Consider the following 22,228-nt stretch of genomic DNA (forward strand, 5'->3'; position numbering starts at 1 on the left):
AAAAGCGAACCAATTGTGGGAAGCGGATATAACATTCGTAAAAACACGTGAAGATGGGAATGCAGCGATACTGAACATAATAGACGTGTATGACAGAAGCATAGTGGGAACATATGTAGGTAAAAGCTGCAAAAAGGAACATTTCATTCAATTAATGAAAATAGCGATCACAAAAAGAGCAAAACCACAAATAATAAGAACGGATAACGGAAGCCAATTTAAAGCATTAGATACGGGAATATACATGAATGAAGAAAATATAATCCATGAATTTGGAATAGTAAGGAATCCGGATTCGCAAGCATTTATTGAATCGTCATTCTCTTCTTTGAAAAGGGAATTTGTAAGAAACAACGAATTCAAAAATCTTGAAGACTTGTGTGAAAAACTAAAGGTATATCTGTCTTTTTACAACAACCTGAGACCTCATGGGTCATTGAAATACCAAACACCAAGATACTATACTGAATTCTCCAGCAAAAACGAGCCTGTGTACGTAAATCCTTGATGTTGGTCTGTTTTTGTCCAATATTTGGGGGTCAAGCCGAAAGCGAAAGGGCTGCTTTGCAGCGGGTACGAATTCCTTTGGGATTGATCCGAACTCCTGATAAGAATCCGAGAGTCCGAGAAGGCGAAAGAACTGCTTCGCAGTTGATATGCGCCTGCGGCTGAAAAAACAAAAGAGCGAGATTGGATGTTGGAGATTGGAGTTTAGATAAAGAACAGATCTAGGATTTAGAAAAAGAGACATACAACGCACAACGTACGACCAAGAACGATTTTATATTCTCGTCTTCTCGGGTTCTCGACTCTTGATTTTTATACAGCATGCTGTGCCCTTTGTTTCGTGATATATCAGGGCAGAACATGTTCTGCCCCTACGGTGGAAACAGCGATTCATCACAGTTTCACTAATCTGGTTTGTCATCCTGAACTTGATTCAGGATCTGGTCCTGAAAACAAGATTCTGGATGGAACATCTCCAGAATGACTGTTTTGTGAGAAGATGGTACTACAACGGTTTTTATCGCTGCGAAGCAGTTTGTAGCAACTCTGAAGGAGTTCGCACCACCGGCGCAGCCGGTCGTACCCATGGCGTAGTCGTGCTTACCCCCGACGCGAAGTGTCGAACCGGAAACCCATTTCCAAAATTGCAAAAAAAGAGGAAATCCATTTCTGAAAAGTATTGAAATACGTATGCTTATACATATGTTCAGGCAGTTGCGAGGTGTTTATCAAGGAATTCCAGAATTTTTTCGTAGGCTTTTAATTGATTAGCCTTCTTCGTGAATCCGTGACCTTCATCTTCGAATACGATGTATTCCACGGGAACACCATTGTCCTTGACCTTTTCAACGATTTCATCTGACTCTATTTTCAGGACTCTGGGATCGTTAGCTCCCTGAAGGACGAGCAGTGGTTTGACAATCTTTTCTGCATGGAAGAGAGGTGAAATGCTTCTTAAATATTCCTCTTCCTTGTATGGGTCACCAATTTTCCTGTAAAGAGCATCTTTCATAGCTCCCCACCATGGTGGAATCTCTTTCAGCGTGCGCAACCAGTTGGAAACACCGAAAATGTCGATACCGACCTTAAAAACTTCTGGTTTGAAAGCGAGGGCGGCCAGAACCATGTAACCGCCGTAGCTGGCACCGATTATTCCTATCTTTGTTCCATCGATAAAATCCAGTGTTTCCAGAAAGCGTTTAGCCTCGACGCAATCTGCCAGGTCGAGTTCTCCGTGCCTATGATCAGCGGCCATGAAGAAAGTTTTTCCATAACCGCTGCTTCCGCGGTTGTTTACAGCAAATATGGCATAACCGTGATTCACAAGATATTGAAACATCGGTGAATAACTTAGAATCGTTTGCCCGCCGGGACCACCGTGAACGTAAACAAGTGCAGGGACTTTTTCACCTTTTTTAAGCCCTTTCGGTTTGTAAAGGATTCCCGGTATTTCCAATCCATCAAAGGATTTGAATCTTACAACCTCTGCCTCTACGAGATCTTCTGGATCTATTTCTGGATTGAGTGAATCCGTGAGTTTTTTGATTTCGCCTGTCTGGAAATCCAGAAGGAAAAGATTTCTCGGGGAGTTCGATGCGTCTGCTACCAACGCAAGGAACCTCTCATCCCGGGAAAAGTCAAAATCAGAGACAACGCCTTTCGGTAATTCCGGCAAGTCGATTTCAATATCTTTTTTAAGATCGTAGATCTTGAGTTCTATCTGTGCATCGTTGTTTATTGCCAGCGCTAAGAATCTGTTGTTTTTTGAAAATTTAGCAAAGACTATGTCCCATGCGAAGACTTTGAAGGGTTCACTTGTCCCGGAACTCAAATTGTACTTTTTTAGGTACTTGAATTCCCTATCCTCATCCGTAATGAAGTATAGAATCTTTGAATCCCTAGAAAAACTCACGGGGTCGTAGAATACTTCACCTTCATGGGGTGTTATATGTGTCAGCTCACCGGTCTTAAGATCTTTTATGTACATTTCAACATCGTTCATCGTAACTGTTTTTGAAAGAGCGATAAACCTCCCATTGGGAGATACTGGCCCGGGGTTAAACCCTTCGTTATTCTCAAAAATCAGATTTGCCTCGAATTCTTTAATATCCATATAGTAAACATCGAAATATTTAGGATCCCTTTTATTTGAAAGAAAATAAAATCCCTTGCCGTCATCGCTCCAGCTGTGGAACATAGCTTTCGCTTTTTCATCTGGAGTTAGATCCTTTTCATTTCCATCGGCATCTTTAAGATAAATATGGGAAATCTCGTTTCCGCCGTTATCTTTTTCAAACAAAAATCCATTACCTTCTGGAAGATATCCTACGATGAAAACGCTATCCTGAGAATCTGTAAGTTTGGATGCTTTACCCGTTTCCAGATCAATTTCGTGTGCGTTGAATATTCCACTTTCATCGCTGGAAAAAAGGATCTTTCTTCCATCTGACGATAAAGCGGTACCGATAATAGTTATGTTCTTCATAAATTGATGGATTGTGTATTTTTTTACCTGTTTTTTCATGATGCTCTCCCTTTGTTCTATTCAGAGATGTATAGCTTTTCCTTCGGCTTCTTCGAATGCTCCGAGAAGTATCTCTGAAAGTGTTGGATGTGGATGGATAGTTTCGGCTATCTTTTCAATGCTTAGTCCTTCCTTTACTGCTATTACTCCTTCCATTATGAGTTCTGTTGCCATGGGGCCAACCACACTAACCCCAAGTACTTTTCCGCTTTCTTTATCGGATATCACTTTCGCAAATCCATTTCTTTCTGCCATTGTATTTGCCCTTCCATTAGCAGAAACAGGGAACTTTGAAACTTTTATTTTGGATGGGTCCGCATCTTTTTCCCTCAACCCAACCGACGTTACTTCCGGATACGAGAATATTACCGATGGAACAGCTGAAAGATCTACCTTTGCGTCAATTCTCGCTATATTTTTGGCTGCAACTACCCCTTCATGGAATCCGGCATGAGCAAGCATAATTTTTCCGCGTACATCTCCTATTGCATAGATATTCTCTATATTCGTTCTGAGATTTTCATCTGTAACTATTCCTCTTTCAACTTTTATACCTAAAGATTTTATATCATCATTAATAAGAGGTTTTCTCCCAATTGCTATGAGAACCTTTTCTGCTTCGATCTCGAAGCGTTCATTGGGAGATTCTATAGTTACTTTAAACCCTATTCCTGATTTGTCAAGCCCTATGACCTTTGAAGATTCAAAAATCTTTGCCCCGAGAATCTTTAAGGATTTCTTTACAACATTTGCAACGTCTGCGTCCTCTGTTGGTAGAATATGTTCCATGAGCTCAACGATAAAAACCGGAATGCCGAGAAATGATAAAAACGTTGCCATTTCTATCCCTATAACACCGCCACCAACTATCACAACAGATTCCGGAAGCTTTTCCATTTTGAAAAAGTCATCGCTTGTCCAGATACCTGGTACATCGCTAAAAGGTGGAAAAATCGAAGGGACAGATCCTGTGGCTAAAACTATGTTTCTCCCTTCCAGAATTTTATCGTTTATTCTTACCTTATTCGGATTTTCAAGTTTTGCTTCTCCTTTAATGTAATCTATTTTATTCTTTTTGAATAAATATTCAACGCCCTTTCTTGAACTTAAGACGCTTTTCTCCATATGTTTTTTGATCTTTTCGAAATTTAAAGACAGTCCTTCAACCTCTATTCCGAATTGCTTTGCTTTTGATTTGATATCGTGGTAAAGATGCGAAGCCGATAGAAGTGCTTTTGTTGGAATACATCCTTTGTTTGCGCAGGTACCACCAGCGTATTCTTTCTCGATAACCGCGACTTTTAATCCAAGATGTGCCATTTTTATGGCAGAGACATATCCAGCTGGTCCGGCACCTATAACGATCGCATCGTATATCATCCAAATCACCTCATTTTCACGGCTTTTCGTCCAGCAAATCATTTATTTCCGAAGGAACGAGTATTTCCAGCTTTACAAGCCAACCTTCGTTTTCTGGATCGGTGTTAATGATATCTGGGTCTTCATCTACCTTTGAATTGATTTCAATAACTTTTCCGGTGAGTGGGGAATTAACGTCAACAACCGATTTTGCGGTTTCAAGTCTAAAAAGCGAGTCTTCTCTTTTGACCTCTGTTCCGATTTCAGGTAGCTGAACGTAAGTCACATCTCCTGATTCTTCGATTAACTCTGAGGTTACACCGATTGTAGCTTCTTTCTCCATTATCTCGATCCAGAGATTTTCTTTTGTGTATTTTCTCATACCAAACACCCCTATTCATCTATCCTATGGATTTCTCATTTCTTTCAATGACTTCTATGAGATCGTCGTAGGTTATAAGCTGGACAACGGAACTGTCTTCTTTATACCCTCTGACTTCGAAATCTTCTTTTAAAGCGTAGATCTTAACACCTTTACTTTTCAACTCATCTATTTTCGGATCTCCAAGGGCATAAAGAACCCCATCCTGGATTAAGACAACCTCATCATTTGGTTGTGCAAGATTAAGGACATCTTTTGAGATGGGATTTCCTTGGGAATACTTAACCAATATCATTGCCATTTCGATCACCTCACATGAATATGACGAAATCAAAGTCTTTCATAAAATCTGGAAGCTTTTCTTCGGAAATGAGCTCAATTTCCCATTCTTCTCCAACTTCTACTTTCCTGTCTAATATATCTTTCTCCACCGCATAGACTTTGGTTCCGTATCTCTTTATGTACCTATGGACAATCTTTATTGGAAGTAAGCCGAGTTTTTCAGGGGCGTAATCTTTGTTCAAGGCCACTACAGAATCTCTCATAAGAAGGATCGATGGTTCTATGTCTTCGCCATACATTCCGAAAGCGGTTCTAAAAGCCTCGTTTACGAATATCGAACCAGGAGCCGGGAGATAGGAAACGAATAATACTTTTTTCATGGTAATCACCTCACGCCATCAGGTTGATGAATCGGTTGCTTTCATAGATGAGAGAAGCGAGCTCAGGAAGCCCACTGAGCATTGCACCGGGGACAATATTTTCCTGACTCAGTCCTCTGTATTGGAAACAGATGCCGCAGATATGAACTTCTGCACCTTTTTCAATTAGTGATTTCATTAGCTCCGGGATATTTCTATCCGTACGAATTGGTTTTACAGCTGTGTTTATAGCGAGAACACTATCGCAAAATAGGAATACCGCTACTTGGTGTCCTTTTCTTAGAGCAGCTTCGGCTATTTTGATAGCGGTATCGACGTCTTGATAAGTATACGGGTTTATCATCACTTGAATGGTTATCTTCATGTTCGGATTCACCTCCTGACAAAAAGGAACAGCCTCTCTGACTCCTTATGATTATCAAGAAAAATGCCGGGAAATCGCTTCTCATCCAATTAGAAACTTTCTGACTCAACAATATATGTCTTTTTTAATCGTAATAGTGCAGGTATTTCTATGATCATTCCATTGGAATACCAAGGATTCCCGGCAAACATTTATGAGATAAAGCCTCAAAAAACGGAACAGAATCCCGGTGAGCATCATTTTTTTCTTATAAGAATTTTCCATTCACTGGTGCCGATTTCCTCGATAGCTATGACTTCGTTTCCTTCCTTTTGCACGGTAGCAGGTATTCTTTCTTTTGAAAGGGGATAATCTATTAGAACTTCCAAAATCTCACCGGATTTCATTGTTTTTAAAGCTCTCTTAGTCTCGACATCTGGAACAGGGCATACTTCTCCCCTAACATCTAGTGTTTTGTCAACTTTAATATCTGCCATAATTTCACCTCCTAAACGATTTTTATTTTAAAAGGGGTGGGACGATAGTCCCACCTCAACATCCTCCACCACTGGTAGATGGCAAGCCTCTTCTAATTGGGAATCTCTTCGTTTTCCAAGCCGTAAAACCGCCTTTAACACTCATAACCTCGTATCCCATTTCCTGGAGAGTCTTTGCGGCCAGCAAGGATCTTCCTCCGCTTTTACAATAGACTACAAAGACCTGAGCGTTTCTGTCCGGGAACATTTTCTCAATTTTGAACTCAATCAATCCTCTTGGAATCCAGGTTGCTCCCGGAATGTGTCCTGCTTCAACCTCCTCTGCTTCCCTTACATCGAGGAATACAATGTCAGAGGCTTTCTTTCTGTAAAGATCGTAAGCTTCTTCTACTGTTATTTCCTTAACGGTACTCCTGGCATCTGTGAGAAGATCTGCAACGGTTTTGTAAGCTTTGTCAGCAGATATAAGGACCATTGTTGCTAGAACCAGGACTAATAACATACCGAACGCTTTTTTAATTTTCATGCGAACTCACCTCCCACAAGGTTTTGGGTTTATTTTCTACCGTATAAGAGATAGTATCCCAACCAGTTTCCCACGAAGAAAAACGCGGTTGTAAGTAATGATCCAAATGCCAGATGGGGAACACCTGTAAGGAAATGTCCTATATTACAACCGCCTGCAGTTACTGCTCCGATTCCCATAAGAGCTCCACCTGCAATAACCTGAACATAAACTCCCGGTCTTCTTGGCATTCTTATCTTGAATTCTTTATTCAGAATTGCGGTTATCATTGCGCCGAGAATTATTCCAAGAATAAATATTCCAGACCATCCTATATATTTTCCAGCAACGACGAAGTTAAGTAGACTTACCCATCCTCCGGTTATTCCAAGCCCGTACGTTTGTTTCGTAAAGTATCCTATAGCGGATACTATCGCCGCCATTATAGCGATCTTCTTCCAACTCCATGGGGAATCGGGCCTTTCCGATGTTTTTGTTCCGAATACGTACCAAAGTATTATCCCGAAGAAAATGATCGTGGGAATCCACGGGTTTATATTCAAGACGTTAGCAACGGTGGGGCCGGTTTCCTGGGAAACATAAAACACACCATCGCCTTCGACTGTATACACCGGTCCTCTCAAAACACTCACAAAGGGTTTGAGGAAGCTAAATTTGGAAGCAGAGGCAAAAAGGCCGTAGAATATTGCAGCAAACCATGCAGTTGTCATTCCTTCACCAGCTCTGTAGGTTACACCACTCGCGCATCCACCGGCAAGAGCCATTCCCAGTCCGAAAAGTGTTCCGCCTATTATGTTTCCCAGGGGTGCAAAGGGTAACGGATTGAGTTTTATTAGATCCAGGTTTGCCATCAAAGTGAATATCACTGCGTTAAGTCCCAGCGCAAGGGCTACTGCCTTCATCAAGAAGTTATCACCGAAAAACTTTGTATCTCTTATTGCAGAATTGAAACACAATCTTCCCCTTTGAAGCACATACCCGAAGAATACACCTGTTAGTAAGCCGAAGAAAACTTCATAGGTGTAAAGATAATCGAAAATCACGGTTTCTCACCTCCGCCATTTTTCTCAGTATCTTCCGTGCTGACACAGGATTTCATAATTTATATGTAAAACACTCACGAATAAACAAATATTTTAGCTCTATGTACTTTGACAAAATTGGCAGAACCACTTTCATATCCAGATTTTCAATGACCATAAGTACTGGAAAAATATCAGGTACCTGATTTTCCTTTCCTTATCAAAATGCGCCACACACTGTTTCCGATCATTCTTACTGAAAGGACTTCATTTCCGCTTCTTATTGAGTTTGAAACTATTCTTTCCTTGGAAAGCGGATAATCTACCAAAATATCTAAAATCTCGCCGTTTTTTGCGTTATTTAGAGCCTTTTCCACTTCGAGATCTGGAATAGGACATATAAACCCTCTAAGGTCAAGTGATATACCAGAGGTTGAGTTTTCGGGGAAGATCTTTGCTTCCATTTCAAAGGTGGGAATATCTGCATTAATGCCTTTCAAAATGGAGGTGGAAAGTTCTAAAAACCTGTAGATATCAGTGGAAGCCAGATCGTAAAATTTCATCCCTTTTTCGTCCCTTATTTCTTTTACGAGCCCAAATTTTTCCAGGGATTTGAGATGTCTGAAAACCGTTGAGTGATCCAGTCCAAGACGTTCGGAAATATCTTTGGTGCTTTTACACCGATCCTTTAGAAGGACGAGTATCTCTATTCGATTTTGATTGGAAAGAAGCTTAAAAAGATCTACTATTTTTTCTCTTTTTTTCAATTGAGACCCCTCTTCATAGTTTGTTATTTTTTTCACATATTCACTCTAAAAAAGTTATATACGTTTTTGGTTTCTTGATATTTGCGTAAATATTGCATTTTGGTTAATTCGGCAAACGGTTAGGAATCGATGGGTATTTTGTTAAGAGAAAACAGTAGATAAAAATTAAAATTTTTTTGTTTCGATAGTTTAGCTTTTCCGAATAGTAATTTGGAGAAGTTTTGAGCTTGAAATCAAAAAACCTACCTCAAAGGGAGGCGTTTTTTGTAGACTGACTAGGGAGGTTGGCGATATATCAAAAACTCTAAGGTGTCGTGTAGTCAAAGAGTGTCAGGATTCCTTTTGTTCTTATAAGCACTTCCATAGCGAAATCTCGCAGAGCGCTGCCGCAGCACAGGGTATTCTGTCCCGCGAGTTCAGATAGATGCTTTTGGAGAGCGAGAATAGCTTCTTTAATCTTGTAAAGATCTTCTTTTTTGAACTTTTCAGTGTGAAGGACCTTTCGAACCTCGAGCACTTTTACGATAAATACAAGTATTTTTCCCCATGCTTCATATTCTTTCAGCCAGGGCTCTATATCCCGCAACATCTTCCTGGAAATATTTTCCCTGAGTTTCTCTGCATTTTTTATGAATTTTTCAGCTTCGTTTTTTAAGTGTTCCATTGCCTCATCAAATTTTCCTATTTTGAATAGACCATGGAATTTTTCAACGATTTCTTTCGTTATTTCAGGCTCTTCAGGATGTAAAGGACTGGTTAGATTGCAGAGAGCGAAGTGCTTCGCTTCTTCGTGAGCCTCACCGAAGATTTCTTCTAGAGCTTCTTCCCACGCTTTCTCAGCATTGTAATTGTATGGATCCAATAAAAATCTGGAGGCCGTAGCGAGAACCACCTTAGAAGCTTCCGGCAGATTCATCGGATTCAGGAGTATCCCGGCTGAATAATTCACGAGTTCAGGGGCTCTCCCGGTATAAGGACCGATATGGAGTTCCGGGACCATGTAGGAATCATTTACCGGATAGTTATCCCAGTACAGAGGTTTGCGTTTGATGGTTTTAGATATCATTATCGCGTCACTTTCAGGGATGACCTTCGAACAACATTCGGGCCCGGTCCAAAAGATATGTATTTCCGGGTTAAGTTTTTCACCGTATTTTCGTAGGTATAGGGTATCGTAGTTTGTGCAATATTCGGTTGGACAAACTATGAATAGGAGATTTTCAACCTTCTTTTTAAGTTCCTCATAGACCAAATTCGCAAAATATATCTGGGCTTCGGCTAGATCGCCGAATTTTTCTGCATCTTCAGGTGCGAGACTTGGCGGAATATCGTCATAAAAAAGGCAAAAACTCCTGACGCCAGTTTTTACGAAGCTCAGGTACTTTTCAACTATGGTTCTCAATTCTTCGGGATCACTGTGAACAAGCGAAAGACCAGGACTGATGGCGAAAGCAACCTCAACACCACTTTTCTCACCTGTTTTGACAAGCTTCTCAAAATCTTTCATAAAAGAATATGAATAAGTTTCACGCCATCTGTACCTGTGAAACGAATCATCCTTTGGAGCGTAAATATAGAGGTTATAACCATGATTCCCCAGGAAAGGAATCATTTCCATTCTGTCTTCCATAGACCAGGGCTTTCCATAGAACCCTTCGACAACACCGCGAATTTTGAAAGCATTCATTTCCTATCTTTCCCCTCACATTCAAATTTTTGCGTTTTTATACATACTGTAGAGTGCTGCACCTATTATACCCGCATCGTTGCCAGTTTTTGCAAGTTTGATGTTAGATGGTTCATATAAAGAATGTTTAGCGTAAGGAGCAAGTTTAGAGCGTAATATTTTCAAGAAATCTTCTCCAAGTTCAGCAATTCCTCCACCCACTATGACGTTTTCAGGATCGATGAAATTGAATATCCAATCGACGACCTGGGCCAAATCGGAACAGACTTCTTCGACAGCTTTAATGACTTCCGGATCTTTTTCGTTGAAAGCTTTTATAAGCTCGAAGCGGTCTAAACTTTTCCCTTTACTGGAAGCAACTTTTTCGTGGATTATACGCATAGAAATATATTGTTCAGCGCAACCCTTTTTACCGCAATTGCATTGTTTTCCATCACTGTGAAGGATTACGTGGCCGATCTCTCCAGCTTCTCCTCTTTCTCCCTCAACAAGCCGCCCATTTATCACGATTCCGCCACCAAGTCCTGTTCCGATCGTCAGCAGAACAAGGGAAGATGTATCTCTATAATGAAGGAACCACTCGCCAAAAGCGGCAGCATTTGCATCATTGATGACAACAGTTGGAAGGTGGAATGAATCTTCGATAACCGTTTTCAGAGGGACATCAGACCAATTGGAAAGATTCGTGGTAGCAAATCTGACATGACCAGTTTGCGGATCTATTCTCCCTGCAGAACCGATTCCAATACAGCTAATGTTCCCATTTTTCATGAGAGTCCTGATAATTTCTTTCAACTGTTCCATTAGAGATCGATTTGTAGGGACAATCTTTCTTAAAAGTAAATTACCAGTTTCATCGATAATACCTGCTTTAATTGTAGTACCACCTATATCGATTCCAAGTGCTTTCATTTCCTGCCTCCATTTGCACTTTCCTCTGAGTTTCTTAAAAAGCCTATTTCAAACGGCCGATGCCAGGGAAAGAAAGGGTCTAGATAATCATAAATCCGGCCAAAAGTCTTTTCAATTCTTTCTTTAAAAGGGTTTAATTTTTCTTTTACGTATTTTGTTGCCCACCCTTCCAGAGGTATGACGGTGAAAAGATCGCCACCTCTTTTTGGGGCTTCAACATCCCTGAGAATTTTTCTTACATTGGCTTGATAACCCCAATGTTCCAGCAAGAAAATCGCATTGAGCTCATATAACTTGTCTAAATCAAGAGTGATGAACCCTTTTTCTGCGAGAATCCTGAGAACAAGTGAACTACAAACCGTTCCTATAGTGTTCCCGGCTGTGTTCCAGGCAGCATAGATAATCTTTGACCAATCAAATCTTGGATTGAGAATGCTTTCTACCAATTTATTATCTGCCCCATTAGCGAAGGCGATGTCGCATATGCCAGATATCTCTCTTCTTGTAAGTACCTCAACAATTCTCTGATAAACAGATTCGTTCGCTTGTACCTGCTGTTCGCTTTCACGTCTGTCATTGGGGTTATGAACGATTAGAAGCCCATCTTCATTGTTAGGCACCACTGTTGCACCGCAGGTTTCTAGGTGAACAGGTACACTTTCTTTAACTGGGGTGCCTTCATATGGTGGTATTAGATCAACAAACTCTGGTTGCGAGTAAAAGATTCGAATTTTTGGATGGTAATCGACATGTTCAACCATAGCCCTGGCAAGCAGGGTTAAAAGCGACTCATCAGCACCAGGATGGATTGAGATACGATCTACGACTCCAAGTTTTTTGACGTAATTGGCATGACGTTCCGCTTCAAATACGGACAAACTACCTGGTGCATTATCATCCAACACCAAATTCAAGAAATCTATAGAATTTTCACTGAGTAGCTTTATTGTGAGCTTTAGAATGTTGAAGTTTCTTTCTCTACGCCATAAAAAGTCTTTTAAAATCCAGGTTGGAAGAGTGGCCTTAGCCTTCTTAAGATCTTCTGCCGACAAAATTCCACGTTTAAATTGTACAATCTTCTTCGAATACTCGTAGATTTTCACTCCAAAATAGTCCCAGTAATCTGGTTCTTCGTCTGCATAGTTGTAGGCTGGTATTCTTGTTACAGTAGCAGACAGATAGATTTTATTGTTCGGTTGTTTAATGTTCTTCAGTTTACTCAGACGCTTTCGTATTGTTTCAATGGAATCGATACTTATGCGAGAAGGAATCAATCCCCCATATAAAATCATGTCGAGTGAAATGATGAGTAGATCGTCATCTTTTGTCTCTGTTTCCAGCCAGTGCCATATTGCGTCTATATCTGCGGGAATTTTCTTCCTTCCAAGCATTTCTATTGGAGGTGTCACAACCTCTATGTTGAAGGTCTCAGCCAGTAGTAGGAAATAGTCCCGTGTACAAAATCGTTCATCAACCGGTATGAAAATTATTCTCACAGTACGTACACCTCAATCCTTTACTCATTTGAAAATAACATAACCGAATCTATCAAGTGTATGGAATGAACCATAAGTACAGCTCCAACCAGTGTACAGCGGAGTTTTACCTCTCCAGCGACTTCTATTGAAATTCATTCTAAAAGGGCGGTTACTGGAAGGATCTATTCCTAATTCCTCAAGATCAAGCTTTATTTCAACAATCCAGTGATCTTCGTAAACCTTTGAGGCTGCCTTGATATAACCATTCCATTTACTGTCGAATCCTATCTCATCGTAAACCGTGCCATCAGCAGAAATAACGAAATGGTAGTAAACTTTATTCTTTTCATCAGGCCACACGAAACACTCAACAGAGTCGCCCAAATATACTCTAGTGTCTCTTTTGCCTGAGACTATTTGCATTCCACTGATATCGGATTCTTCGGCTTTATACAGTACATACAGGTATTTATCATCATAAACCAGCTTAACGTATGTCTTATTCATTACTTCCTTTCCATGGTCGTAGGTAACAAAAGAACTGCTCCAGGAAGCGTGAGTCCAGGCGATGTCGTTGGCATTACCATCGATTTTGGGGGCAATATCTGTCTTAAATATTTCCATTCTTGGAATAGGAATGGGCTTTTCAACAACTATCATTTGCTCTGGTTTGACGGCTTTGTAGGGTTTTTTACCCTTTCTACTCTGAATGTACCACCTGGGTCTGAAAGTATCGGTTATACTGTAAAGTGTATCAATTATGACTCTGGCATTTGTCATATCTTTTATATTGGAAGAAACCTCTCGCTTCATTTTTATAACAGCGTTCCAGATATCGTCAAGTTTTTCGTCATTTTTCGCCATTTCCAGAATAGCTTCAAACCAATTGTTAAACCAACTAATTTCTTCTCTGGTAATTGAACCCTTTTCCAGCCATATTTCTGTTAAGTTCTTCAGTTCTTCGTAGTAAGCAGGAATTATCTTTACGGGTTCCGAATGTGCAGGAACAGCTTTTTTCCTGAAAAGGCCTTTTGAGAGAATTGTATTGTCAAAATCATCAATATAGGAAAGCGCAAACATAGACAGACCATCAAGTTCCTCAGAGAGTATTTTCAGCTGCTTTAAGACACTTTCTGTATCCCTATTTACAAATAATGACATACCAGGATAGAGGAAAACCTTTCCACTGACAGCGCTTTTTTCTGCTTCAATCATTATTCTAAGGTCATCAGAAGAAGGGGTGTAAGCCATTGGAAAAAGCGCGTCGACATAACCATTTTTTGCCCAGAGGACCCAATTCTGCTTGAATTTATGCTGTGCTCCTGTTGGTAAATTTATAACATCGGCGCTGATTATTATAGTTGGCTTTATGGCTTTCAATTCTTCGGAGATTTCTTTTACAAAGGAAGTTACCTGATTCTCTCTCCAGAGATGCCACAAAACCTCTTCTTTTGTGTATTTCTCAATCTTGAAAGGATCTATTCCTGTTTCCTCTTTGAAAGCTTTGACAGAATAATCATCGTAACCGTGGTCTATAATATCACTGTTTTCGTAGCGTATGTAATCGAGGTTTATACCATCTATTTCAGGGTATTTCTCAACGACTTCTTTTATGGCACTTTTGATTAGCTCACGGGCTTTGGGATTAGAATGAGAGAAAAAGCCCGCTCTTTTCACATTATCACCTTCAGCGAAAGTTCTACCAAATCTGTCTTTTTCAACAAGATGCGGGTTTTTATTCATCAGCTCATTTGATTCTCCTAGATAACCTACTGCAAAAGTCCAGGTCCACGCATGTACCTCCATGTCGTATTTGTGAGCTTCTTCTATTATGATCTCAAGAGGGTCTTCTTCCCAATCTTTGAACTCTTCGTTTTGTGGATAAACAGTTAGTTTGGGAGAAATAGTGGTTCCCTTCCAGATTACTTCAGGAAGCAAGACGTTAAAGCCAAGATGTGCGAGCTTTTCTATCGTTTTTCTTAGGTTTTCCGGTCCGCCTGTAGCTGCCATCGCACCATGATCAAGCCAGATTGCTCTTGTTTGTACTACGCGTGAAGGTAACAGTGAATAGGAAAAAGTGGTTAGTTCTCTGCCCAATTCTTCAATTTGCTCTAAAACTGTATTTTCGTTTAGGCTAAGTGTTTCGATACGCTTTTCTATCTGCGATAACTTCAATTTCATAGATTCAAAATCTTTGGATTTCATCGCTTCTTCCAGAAGATAAAGAGATTGCTGGACCGTTAAGAGCTTCTCTTTGAGTTTTTGTAGCTTTATTTTTGTCACGTTAATATCTGCGGGTGGGAGTTCGGCAAGTTTTCTAACGGCAGTGTTAAAGATGGTTGTTAGCTCATCACTGGCTTCTGCAATAAGAAAAATATTCTCTCCAAAAAAGATTCCTGATTCCGTCATCGCAATCGCGCAATTTTTTTTGCTTGAAGTTGGTGTACCTTCCGTATCCTTTGTCCATACAGCGAGTGGTTTAGCACCATCCAGATCGAAGATAAAGGTAAATCCGCGTGGCATCTTTATATACTCTGGTACATTGTTTCCAAAAAACTTTTTGCCTTCTTCAGTGAGTTTCATGTATTTGTATTCTCCTCTAGCCCATTGCGGACTTTTTATTCCAAGGTAGTTGCCCAGAGTATAATTTGGTCTCAGATTGAAGTTAGGATAGCGTAAAGTAGCCTCATAGCCAGCGACAACTCTTCCACCTCTTAACAAAAACTTGTCAAGAACAGCAGCTTCATCATCAGTTATGGCAGCGTTAGAGGGTATTATCAAAAGACTGATATCTTCAGGGACACCTGACAGAATTTCGTCGGTTGTGATGATTTTGTAAGGTATCATGCCTTTATCAAGGGCAGCGAATGTCCCGTTGAGAATGTCCATGTAAGCGGCCCTGCCATAGAAATTTTCCGTTGTCTTAGAGACAAAGACAGCAATATTGCTGTAAGCAAGAACAGAAATCACCAATACAACTACAAGCAGAAAATATCTCTTCATCACCATCACCTCGTTTGTCATTGTTTTAAAGCACCCTGGTAACCTTCAATAAAGAACCTCTGGGTGAAGAAAAAGAAAACCAAAATGGGCACTGCTGCGATAATAATACCTGCGGATATTTGTCTGAAGTTTCCTTCGAAGGTGCTACTAAGATAGGATAGGCCCACTTGCAAAGGATATTTGTTGGAGTCTTGCAAAACGATTAATGGCCAGAGGAATGCATTCCAATAAGCTGCAAATGAGAATATTGCAAGTGCGGTGATGGCAGGTCTGACCATGGGGAGCATGATTTTCCACCATAGCTGAAATTCATTGCAACCATCGATTCTTGCAGCATCCTCTAGCTCCTTGGGGACGGACTGGTAATGCTGTCTCATTAAGAAAATCCCGAAGATTGAGACCGCTCCAGGCAACACAACTGCCAGAAAAGTATCGTATAGATGTAATTTGATTATAGTAATAAAATTGACTATAAGCCCCCCTTGCATGGGGATCATCATTGGCAAAAGTATTATTGCAAATATAAGGTTTCTACCCTTAAAATTCAACCTCGCTAGCGGATAAGCGGCTAATGCAGCAAGAACAACGTTAAACAGAATACCCATTCCCGTTATTATCAATGTGTTTAGGAAATACCTGAGTATAGGCAGTTTTTTGAGAACCATTTGATAATTCTCCAGAGTTGGTGGGTTGGGTATCCATTTGGGCGGCCAGCTGAATACATCCACAGCTGTTTTTAGAGAGGTTGAAAGCACCCAGAAGAATGGAAAAGCAAAAAACACAGCAAGTAAAATCAGAATTGTGTAGGAGAATAAAAACTTTGCTAATCTTTTTGTACTTATTTTCTTCATGTTTTTTCTCTCCCTGCGCCGAAGAATTTGAAGTTAATCACCGTAAACACGGCGATCATCATTGAGAGCACAATAGCTATTGCCGCTGATTCACCAAAGTTGTATCTCACAAAAGCTCTGTCGTATATTTCATAGGCCAGAGTTGATGTATCAGCTGCTCCCCTGGTCAGGAGGAATATCTCTTCAAACACACGGAAAGCAGCCATAGTTGAAAGAACTGAACACAAGAGTATAGACGGTCGCAATAGGGGCAACGTGATGTAAAAGAATTTCTTTTTTCCTGTGGCACCATCGAGGGCTGCTGCTTCATATAGTTCGTTAGGAATATTCTGCAACCCTGCAAGGTAAATGACCATATAATACCCAAGGCCTCGCCAGAAGGTTACGAACATTGCTGCCCAAAGAGCTACACCTCTATCTGTCAGCCAAAGGACCGGTTCCTTTATTACATGCAAATTCATCAATATATAGTTCAAAAGACCATCTTCAGCGTATATCCATCTCCATGTCAGAGATACGATAACCGCACCTGTTATAACAGGTATGTAGAAAAGAGTTCTAAAAAGCTTTATACCGGGAAGCTTTTGATTAACAAGAACAGCAAGAACAATTGAGAAGAACTGTATGGGAGGGACTACAATCAAATATTTGAAAGTGTTCCTTAGTGAAATGAAGAAATATTTATCCTGAAAGATTTCCCTATAGTTTTCAAGACCTATCCATTTTGTTCTACCTGTTAACATATTATATTCCGCAAATGATAATACTACTCCTTTGATTAGAGGATAAAAAGTAAATATCCCCATTAACAGAAGCGGTAAGAAAAGAAAGCTATAAGCGATTATGTATGTTTGAGCCTGGCGTTTGTTCATATTAGATATGATGGTGAGAAAACCTGTTATAAGAAGTAAGATAGCGATAAGATACAAATAAAAAGGGTTGAATTCTAGATATTTACCAGCAATTACAGTTCCCAGAACCAACAACAGCGAAGAAACAATCATCAAGACCCCGCTTGATATTCTAAAAAGGAATATTGTGATTATTCCAAAAATACTGCTCCAAAAAGCAGCGGCAATAAATATTGCCCCCCATAATTCACCGCTTGAAACACTTTCCGAAAATTTGCTCCACTGGACAGGGGTAATAGGTACATAACCAATTATTAGAGCAAAAAGAGAAATACAGGTCAAAATTCCTACGATAAAAGCAACTGTCCTCACAAGATCCCTCCCAAAAAAGTCCAGAAACTCTCTACGAAAAACCTCAACGGAAGTCATACTTAAAACACGGGGGGAGGAAATCCCCCCATGTCAAATTTGATCATCAACTACTTTTTAAGGAGCTTGTTGATTTCTTCTTCAGCTTTTGCAAGAGCTTCTTCGGCTGTATACTCTCCTTTAATAGCCTTCACGAAGTAATCGTTCAGTATTCTGGTGAATTCGCCATGTTTTTCTGGGTCAAGCCCAGGTATTCTGCTTATATCAGCGGCATAACCGGAAGCTTTAGCGGCCATAACCTGAGCCTTGATGAGTAGATCAGTTTCAGCATTTTCAATGAACCATATGTCAGAATCGTAGCTGATCTTGGTTGAGGGAAGTATGGTCGCATATCGACCGAATTGAATCTGCCAATAGGGCGAAGTCATCCACAGTACAAACTTAACAGCTTCTCTTGGATGCTTGGCATTAACTGGAATAGAGAAATTCATGATAGAATTCTTCAAGATTTTTCCGTCTCCTATCGGATGTGGTGCAACATCGGTAACCGCAAAAATACTTGGACTGTTTACCTGGATATGCTTCAGCATTGTTATTCCAACAGGATACATGGCAATCTTACCAGCGGAATAGTCTTGCTTACCAGCGATGTAGCCACCAAGTGATCTGGGTATGAGTTCCTCATTGTAAAGAGTTTGATACCATTTGAGTTTTTCAATTGCTTTAGGGGTATTAAATGCAGCTTTCTTGCCATCCGGGGTAACCATTGGTACTCCTTCTGCAATTAAATCCATATATCCATTGATGTTAGGTTCAAATCCGTATACACCAGTTCTTTCTCTGATTATTCTCGATACCTCAAGCATTTCTTCAAAAGTTTCTGGTGGATTATCGGGATCAAGACCTGCTTCGTCGAAAATCTGCCTGTTGTATATCAGAACCATAGGACTGCCGTACCACGGAACGGCATAAGACTTTCCATCAATCACTGTAGCATTCCACAATTTTTCCCAATAAAGGTACTTTTCAACTTCCGTAACGTAATTATCGATTGGTTGAAGAGCTTCCATAGCTGCCAGGTCTATTGTCCAGGGGGTATTTAAATTAACAGCGTCTGGAGCCTTTCCAGCGGCAATAGCAGCTTGCAATTTTTGGAGTGCTGCACCATAAGGTATGTCTACAAGGTTAACCTTGATGCCAGGATTTGCTTTTTCAAAACTTTCAACGACAGCATTAAGATAGTCGTCAAAGGTTGGGCTCAATGAGAGGGTCCAAACTTCGATGGTCACATTCTTTGCCATTATGAAAGTGGTAAGCATCACCACACACACAAGCACTAACCATTTTTTCATAGTACGCACCTCCCGAGTTTCCCCAAAATCAGGGGTAGTTTGGAAAAGATCTATTACTGATAGTCTTAAGTACTGTTTTGACGTTTTTTGCGTTCACGTCTTTAAGTGGTAATGATTTTTTATATGCTAAAGAAATTGCAGCACCTATTGCTTGTCCCATTCCCGCACAGGTTGGCATTATCCTTGCGGCACTGTGGCCGGCAAAGTCAGAAGAAAAACATCTTCCAGCTATGCCCAGATTTTCAAAATTTGCACTTATCAATGACCTGAGAGGAATTTCATAGTAATCTTTGTATGCTGGAATAAATGTTTTTTCATTATCATCAACATCGGGAGAATTGTGAATGTCTATGCCGTAGCAAGCTTTCACTACCCCATCTTCAAATTTTCTATGTGACATAACATCAACCCCTGAGAATTCATATAGTCCTTTGATTCTTCTGCTTTCTCGAACGCCAACAACGTCAGCTATTTTCTCTATCCTTGCTTTTTCAAACCCCTTAATGTATCTGTTAGCGAACTTTTTTAGAACCATAGCCTGTTCGGTGCAGTCTACCATTGCAAGTGAAACATCGAAGGGATTGGTTGTCGATAAATCATATACATGAGTGGTATTTACAGTTACCCTGCTTTCGCCTGGAAGCTGGATAAAGAAGAAATAATCCTGAAGCTTTTCCAGGCCATCCTTTTTTGCTTGTTCTATTTCGTCAAAATAACCGGCAACAGAGATAATAGTTTGTTTTGGCGAAACCCAGCTGAAGAAATTCGAAGGGTTATTTCTTATATCTTCGATTACTTTCGAAAAATCAACACCGGACATTGTGAACATAACGGTCATTGCCTGATTTATACCATTTGAATCACCGCTAAAATACTCTGCACCCGCAAGAAATCCTAGAGAGCCGTCTCCCGTAGAATCAACAAAGTATCTTGCTTCCATTTCGAAAGATGTTCCAAGAGAAGTGAAAAAACGCACACTTTTCAAAATTGACTCTATTGTTTTGACTTCAATAGGAATTGTGTTGAAAACCACTTCTACATTTGCTTCTTTAAGCATGCTTAGCATACAAGCTTTCATTATTTCAGAATCAAAAGAGTTTATTAAAAGCCCATTTTCTTCCTTTAGTCTATCGAGAAGTTCGCCAAAAATACCATCAATAAGTTTTTCGGAGCCGAGCCAATATCTCATGAAAGGATTTACTAGACCCATGGTAGAAAGGCCACCAATAGTAGAACCATGCTCAATTAATGTCGTTTTCAAACCAGCTCTTCCACATGCTATCGCTGCATGTACGCCGGCGATTCCTCCACCGACAATTACAACATCTCTTTCTAACTTCATTTTCTTTGAACCTCCGACAATCCCTTATTCTTAGTCCAATTCTGAATAAATTTATTGAATCTAGCAGTAACCAAATGTGGTCGGGTTATAGCGCTGCCAATGGTAACGGCAAAAGCTCCGGCTTTCATTGCCTCTAACACCTGTGAGGGTTCCCAATAATTACCTTCAGCTATAACAGGGATACTGAATCGTTCTGCCAGAATCTTGACTAACTCAATATCAGGTTTAGGCCTATTACGCGTTTCCTTGGTATAACCAGATAGTGTTGTGGCAAGAAAATCCGGTGATAATTGGCTTACAAATTCAGCATCTTCGACAGTTGCTATGTCAGCCATGATCAACGCGTTTGGATAATTACTTCTTATATTTTCGAAAATATCCTTTAAGGGCTCAGGCCTCGGCCTTTTTGTGCAGTCAAGGGCTACTATATCAGCGCCTGCTTCAAGGACCTCGAGTGCTTCTTTGGAAGTGGGGGTAATGTAAACCGAATAACCCTCTATATGTTTCTTTATAATCCCTATTACAGGGACATCCAGAGCTTCTTTTATTTGTTTAATGTCTTTAACTCCATTCGTTCTTATGGCCTTTGCTCCGCCTATTACAGCGGCGTTGGCCATTCGAACCATGATGCCATCCCCGTAAAGAGGTTCACCTTCAAAGGCCTGGCATGAAACTATCAATCCACTTTTTAATTTTTCAAGTAATTCTGTCTTCAAACGAATCACCTCGACTTATCGAGCTAATAATACTACGAATGGAGATTTTCTCCAAAATGATAAATAATTTTTGAGAACATCTCACGATGTATTAGCACCGAATGTTCATGAATATCACCAAAAATCTTGCTTATGCTTTGTTTTGTTAGACTTTACATTTTTGAGGTGTGATATTATCATTGTGGAGAATACGCATTAAGGCGGTGAGCAACATGCAGGGAAAAGAAAATGTTCTTCTGACAATAGAAACGCTGAAAGATTCCTTTACAAAAACAGAGAAAAAGATAGCCACATTTGTCGTAAAAAATCCACAGAAAGTGGTTTACATGTCCCTTACGGAAGTATCAGATATTCTTAAAGTTAGTGAGGGATCGATAGTCAGATTTTGTCAAAAACTTGGTTATACGGGCTTTCATCCTTTTAAGATTGCTTTGGCGGTTTCTGAAAATCAAGAGAGCTTTTCGTCTTCTGAGTTTGATTTTAATTCCAGAGATCTTTCCAGTCTCAAAAATTATGTGGCCCAGAGGCACATAGATGTTATTAAAAATACCAGTGAATTCATCTCAGAAGAAATACTGGAAGCCTGTGTAGAAAAGATCTTAACTGCCAGAACCATATTAATTTCTGGTGTGGGAGCTTCTGGAAACACAGCGCATGATGCCTTTTACAAATTCATGAGGATTGGTCTCAATTGTAAGACATCGCATGATGCTCATATACAGGCAATGATTGCATCTGAGTTGAGAGAAGGCGATGTTTTGCTGGCTATATCTCAAAGTGGCAGTACACTCGAGATTGTGGACATAGCAGACATAGCCAGAAAAGGTGGTGCAACCGTGATTGCCATAACAGGATATGCCAGATCACCTTTAGCGCGGTTTGCTCATCATGTTCTCCTGACGCCAACCCGTGAGTCACCGTTTGAAAGTGGTGCTTTGCGATCGAAAATAGCACAACTCTATGTTCTTGAACTATTATTTACTGCGGTTTTCCATAGAATGGAAGAAAAAGGTAGAAAATTTATAGAAAGAACAGCTGATTCGGTGGCAAAGTGGATATATTAAAAAGATGGTTGGAG

The 22,228-nt window shown here is 40.2% G+C and carries 21 protein-coding genes; 2 read left to right on the forward strand and 19 right to left on the reverse strand.

The window, feature by feature from the left end:
* Positions 1–508: DDE-type integrase/transposase/recombinase (locus DU53_RS06290; protein WP_153020831.1), on the forward strand; the 508-nt coding region annotated here is incomplete at its 5' end.
* A gap of 705 nt (positions 509–1,213) precedes the next feature.
* Here the strand turns inward: DU53_RS06290 and DU53_RS06300 are convergent.
* The 19 genes from DU53_RS06300 to DU53_RS06390 all read right to left on the reverse strand — a co-directional run bounded on the left by DU53_RS06300 (position 1,214) and on the right by DU53_RS06390 (position 21,150).
* Complete coding sequence (locus DU53_RS06300) at positions 1,214–3,031, reverse strand: S9 family peptidase (protein WP_063728082.1); 1,818 nt, start codon at positions 3,029–3,031, stop codon at positions 1,214–1,216.
* A 21-nt stretch (positions 3,032–3,052) separates the two neighbouring features.
* The gene (lpdA, locus tag DU53_RS06305) at positions 3,053–4,408 is read right to left on the reverse strand and encodes a dihydrolipoyl dehydrogenase (protein ID WP_063728105.1); all 1,356 of its coding nucleotides are present in this window, start codon (positions 4,406–4,408) and stop codon (positions 3,053–3,055) included.
* Between the two features lie 19 nt (positions 4,409–4,427).
* Positions 4,428–4,772, reverse strand: a complete 345-nt coding sequence (locus DU53_RS06310; RefSeq protein ID WP_063728083.1) for a glycine cleavage system protein H — start codon at positions 4,770–4,772, stop codon at positions 4,428–4,430.
* 19 nt (positions 4,773–4,791) lie between these two features.
* Positions 4,792–5,073 carry a sulfurtransferase complex subunit TusB gene (tusB, locus tag DU53_RS06315; protein ID WP_063728085.1) on the reverse strand — a complete coding sequence of 94 codons (282 nt, stop codon included), beginning with the start codon at positions 5,071–5,073 and terminating at the stop codon, positions 4,792–4,794.
* Positions 5,074–5,083: 10 nt separating this feature from the next.
* Complete coding sequence (locus DU53_RS06320; protein ID WP_063728087.1) at positions 5,084–5,434, reverse strand: hypothetical protein; 351 nt, start codon at positions 5,432–5,434, stop codon at positions 5,084–5,086.
* 10 nt (positions 5,435–5,444) lie between these two features.
* Positions 5,445–5,798 carry a DsrE/DsrF/TusD sulfur relay family protein gene (locus DU53_RS06325; protein ID WP_063728089.1) on the reverse strand — a complete coding sequence of 118 codons (354 nt, stop codon included), beginning with the start codon at positions 5,796–5,798 and terminating at the stop codon, positions 5,445–5,447.
* Positions 5,799–6,034: 236 nt separating this feature from the next.
* The gene (locus DU53_RS06330) at positions 6,035–6,274 is read right to left on the reverse strand and encodes a sulfurtransferase TusA family protein (protein ID WP_063728091.1); all 240 of its coding nucleotides are present in this window, start codon (positions 6,272–6,274) and stop codon (positions 6,035–6,037) included.
* A 55-nt stretch (positions 6,275–6,329) separates the two neighbouring features.
* Complete coding sequence (locus DU53_RS06335; RefSeq protein ID WP_201030013.1) at positions 6,330–6,800, reverse strand: rhodanese-like domain-containing protein; 471 nt, start codon at positions 6,798–6,800, stop codon at positions 6,330–6,332.
* Between the two features lie 29 nt (positions 6,801–6,829).
* The gene (locus DU53_RS06340) at positions 6,830–7,843 is read right to left on the reverse strand and encodes a YeeE/YedE family protein (protein WP_201030014.1); all 1,014 of its coding nucleotides are present in this window, start codon (positions 7,841–7,843) and stop codon (positions 6,830–6,832) included.
* A 173-nt stretch (positions 7,844–8,016) separates the two neighbouring features.
* Positions 8,017–8,589 (reverse strand): sulfurtransferase TusA family protein, encoded by a 573-nt coding sequence (locus DU53_RS11935; protein ID WP_161484763.1) that lies wholly within the window; start codon positions 8,587–8,589, stop codon positions 8,017–8,019.
* 304 nt (positions 8,590–8,893) lie between these two features.
* A complete protein-coding gene (locus tag DU53_RS06350) occupies positions 8,894–10,276 on the reverse strand; it encodes a beta-N-acetylglucosaminidase domain-containing protein (RefSeq protein ID WP_063728092.1) in 1,383 nt (460 codons plus the stop codon).
* Positions 10,277–10,297: 21 nt separating this feature from the next.
* Positions 10,298–11,188 carry an ROK family protein gene (locus DU53_RS06355; RefSeq protein ID WP_015868533.1) on the reverse strand — a complete coding sequence of 297 codons (891 nt, stop codon included), beginning with the start codon at positions 11,186–11,188 and terminating at the stop codon, positions 10,298–10,300.
* The gene (locus DU53_RS06360; protein ID WP_015868534.1) at positions 11,185–12,684 is read right to left on the reverse strand and encodes a DUF4127 family protein; all 1,500 of its coding nucleotides are present in this window, start codon (positions 12,682–12,684) and stop codon (positions 11,185–11,187) included. The genes DU53_RS06355 and DU53_RS06360 overlap by 4 nt, the downstream gene beginning before the upstream one ends.
* A gap of 24 nt (positions 12,685–12,708) precedes the next feature.
* The gene (locus tag DU53_RS06365) at positions 12,709–15,669 is read right to left on the reverse strand and encodes a family 10 glycosylhydrolase (RefSeq protein ID WP_161484764.1); all 2,961 of its coding nucleotides are present in this window, start codon (positions 15,667–15,669) and stop codon (positions 12,709–12,711) included.
* A gap of 17 nt (positions 15,670–15,686) precedes the next feature.
* On the reverse strand, positions 15,687–16,520 hold the full coding sequence (locus tag DU53_RS06370) for a carbohydrate ABC transporter permease (RefSeq protein WP_015868536.1): 834 nt from the start codon (positions 16,518–16,520) through the stop codon (positions 15,687–15,689).
* Positions 16,517–17,743: a carbohydrate ABC transporter permease gene (locus DU53_RS06375; protein ID WP_015868537.1), complete on the reverse strand. Its 1,227-nt coding sequence runs from the start codon at positions 17,741–17,743 to the stop codon at positions 16,517–16,519. Before DU53_RS06375 ends, DU53_RS06370 begins: the two co-directional genes overlap by 4 nt.
* Positions 17,744–17,850: 107 nt before the next feature.
* Positions 17,851–19,092 carry a sugar ABC transporter substrate-binding protein gene (locus DU53_RS06380; protein WP_015868538.1) on the reverse strand — a complete coding sequence of 414 codons (1,242 nt, stop codon included), beginning with the start codon at positions 19,090–19,092 and terminating at the stop codon, positions 17,851–17,853.
* 28 nt (positions 19,093–19,120) lie between these two features.
* On the reverse strand, positions 19,121–20,434 hold the full coding sequence (locus tag DU53_RS06385) for an FAD-dependent oxidoreductase (protein WP_015868539.1): 1,314 nt from the start codon (positions 20,432–20,434) through the stop codon (positions 19,121–19,123).
* Positions 20,431–21,150, reverse strand: a complete 720-nt coding sequence (locus DU53_RS06390; RefSeq protein WP_015868540.1) for an N-acetylmannosamine-6-phosphate 2-epimerase — start codon at positions 21,148–21,150, stop codon at positions 20,431–20,433. Before DU53_RS06390 ends, DU53_RS06385 begins: the two co-directional genes overlap by 4 nt.
* Before the next feature lie 167 nt (positions 21,151–21,317).
* Between DU53_RS06390 and DU53_RS06395 the strand changes: the two genes are divergently transcribed.
* A complete protein-coding gene (locus tag DU53_RS06395; RefSeq protein WP_201030015.1) occupies positions 21,318–22,214 on the forward strand; it encodes a MurR/RpiR family transcriptional regulator in 897 nt (298 codons plus the stop codon).
* Positions 22,215–22,228 lie beyond the last annotated feature (14 nt).

Source organism: Kosmotoga sp. DU53 (genome assembly GCF_001639905.1).
Lineage (GTDB): Bacteria > Thermotogota > Thermotogae > Petrotogales > Kosmotogaceae > Kosmotoga > Kosmotoga olearia.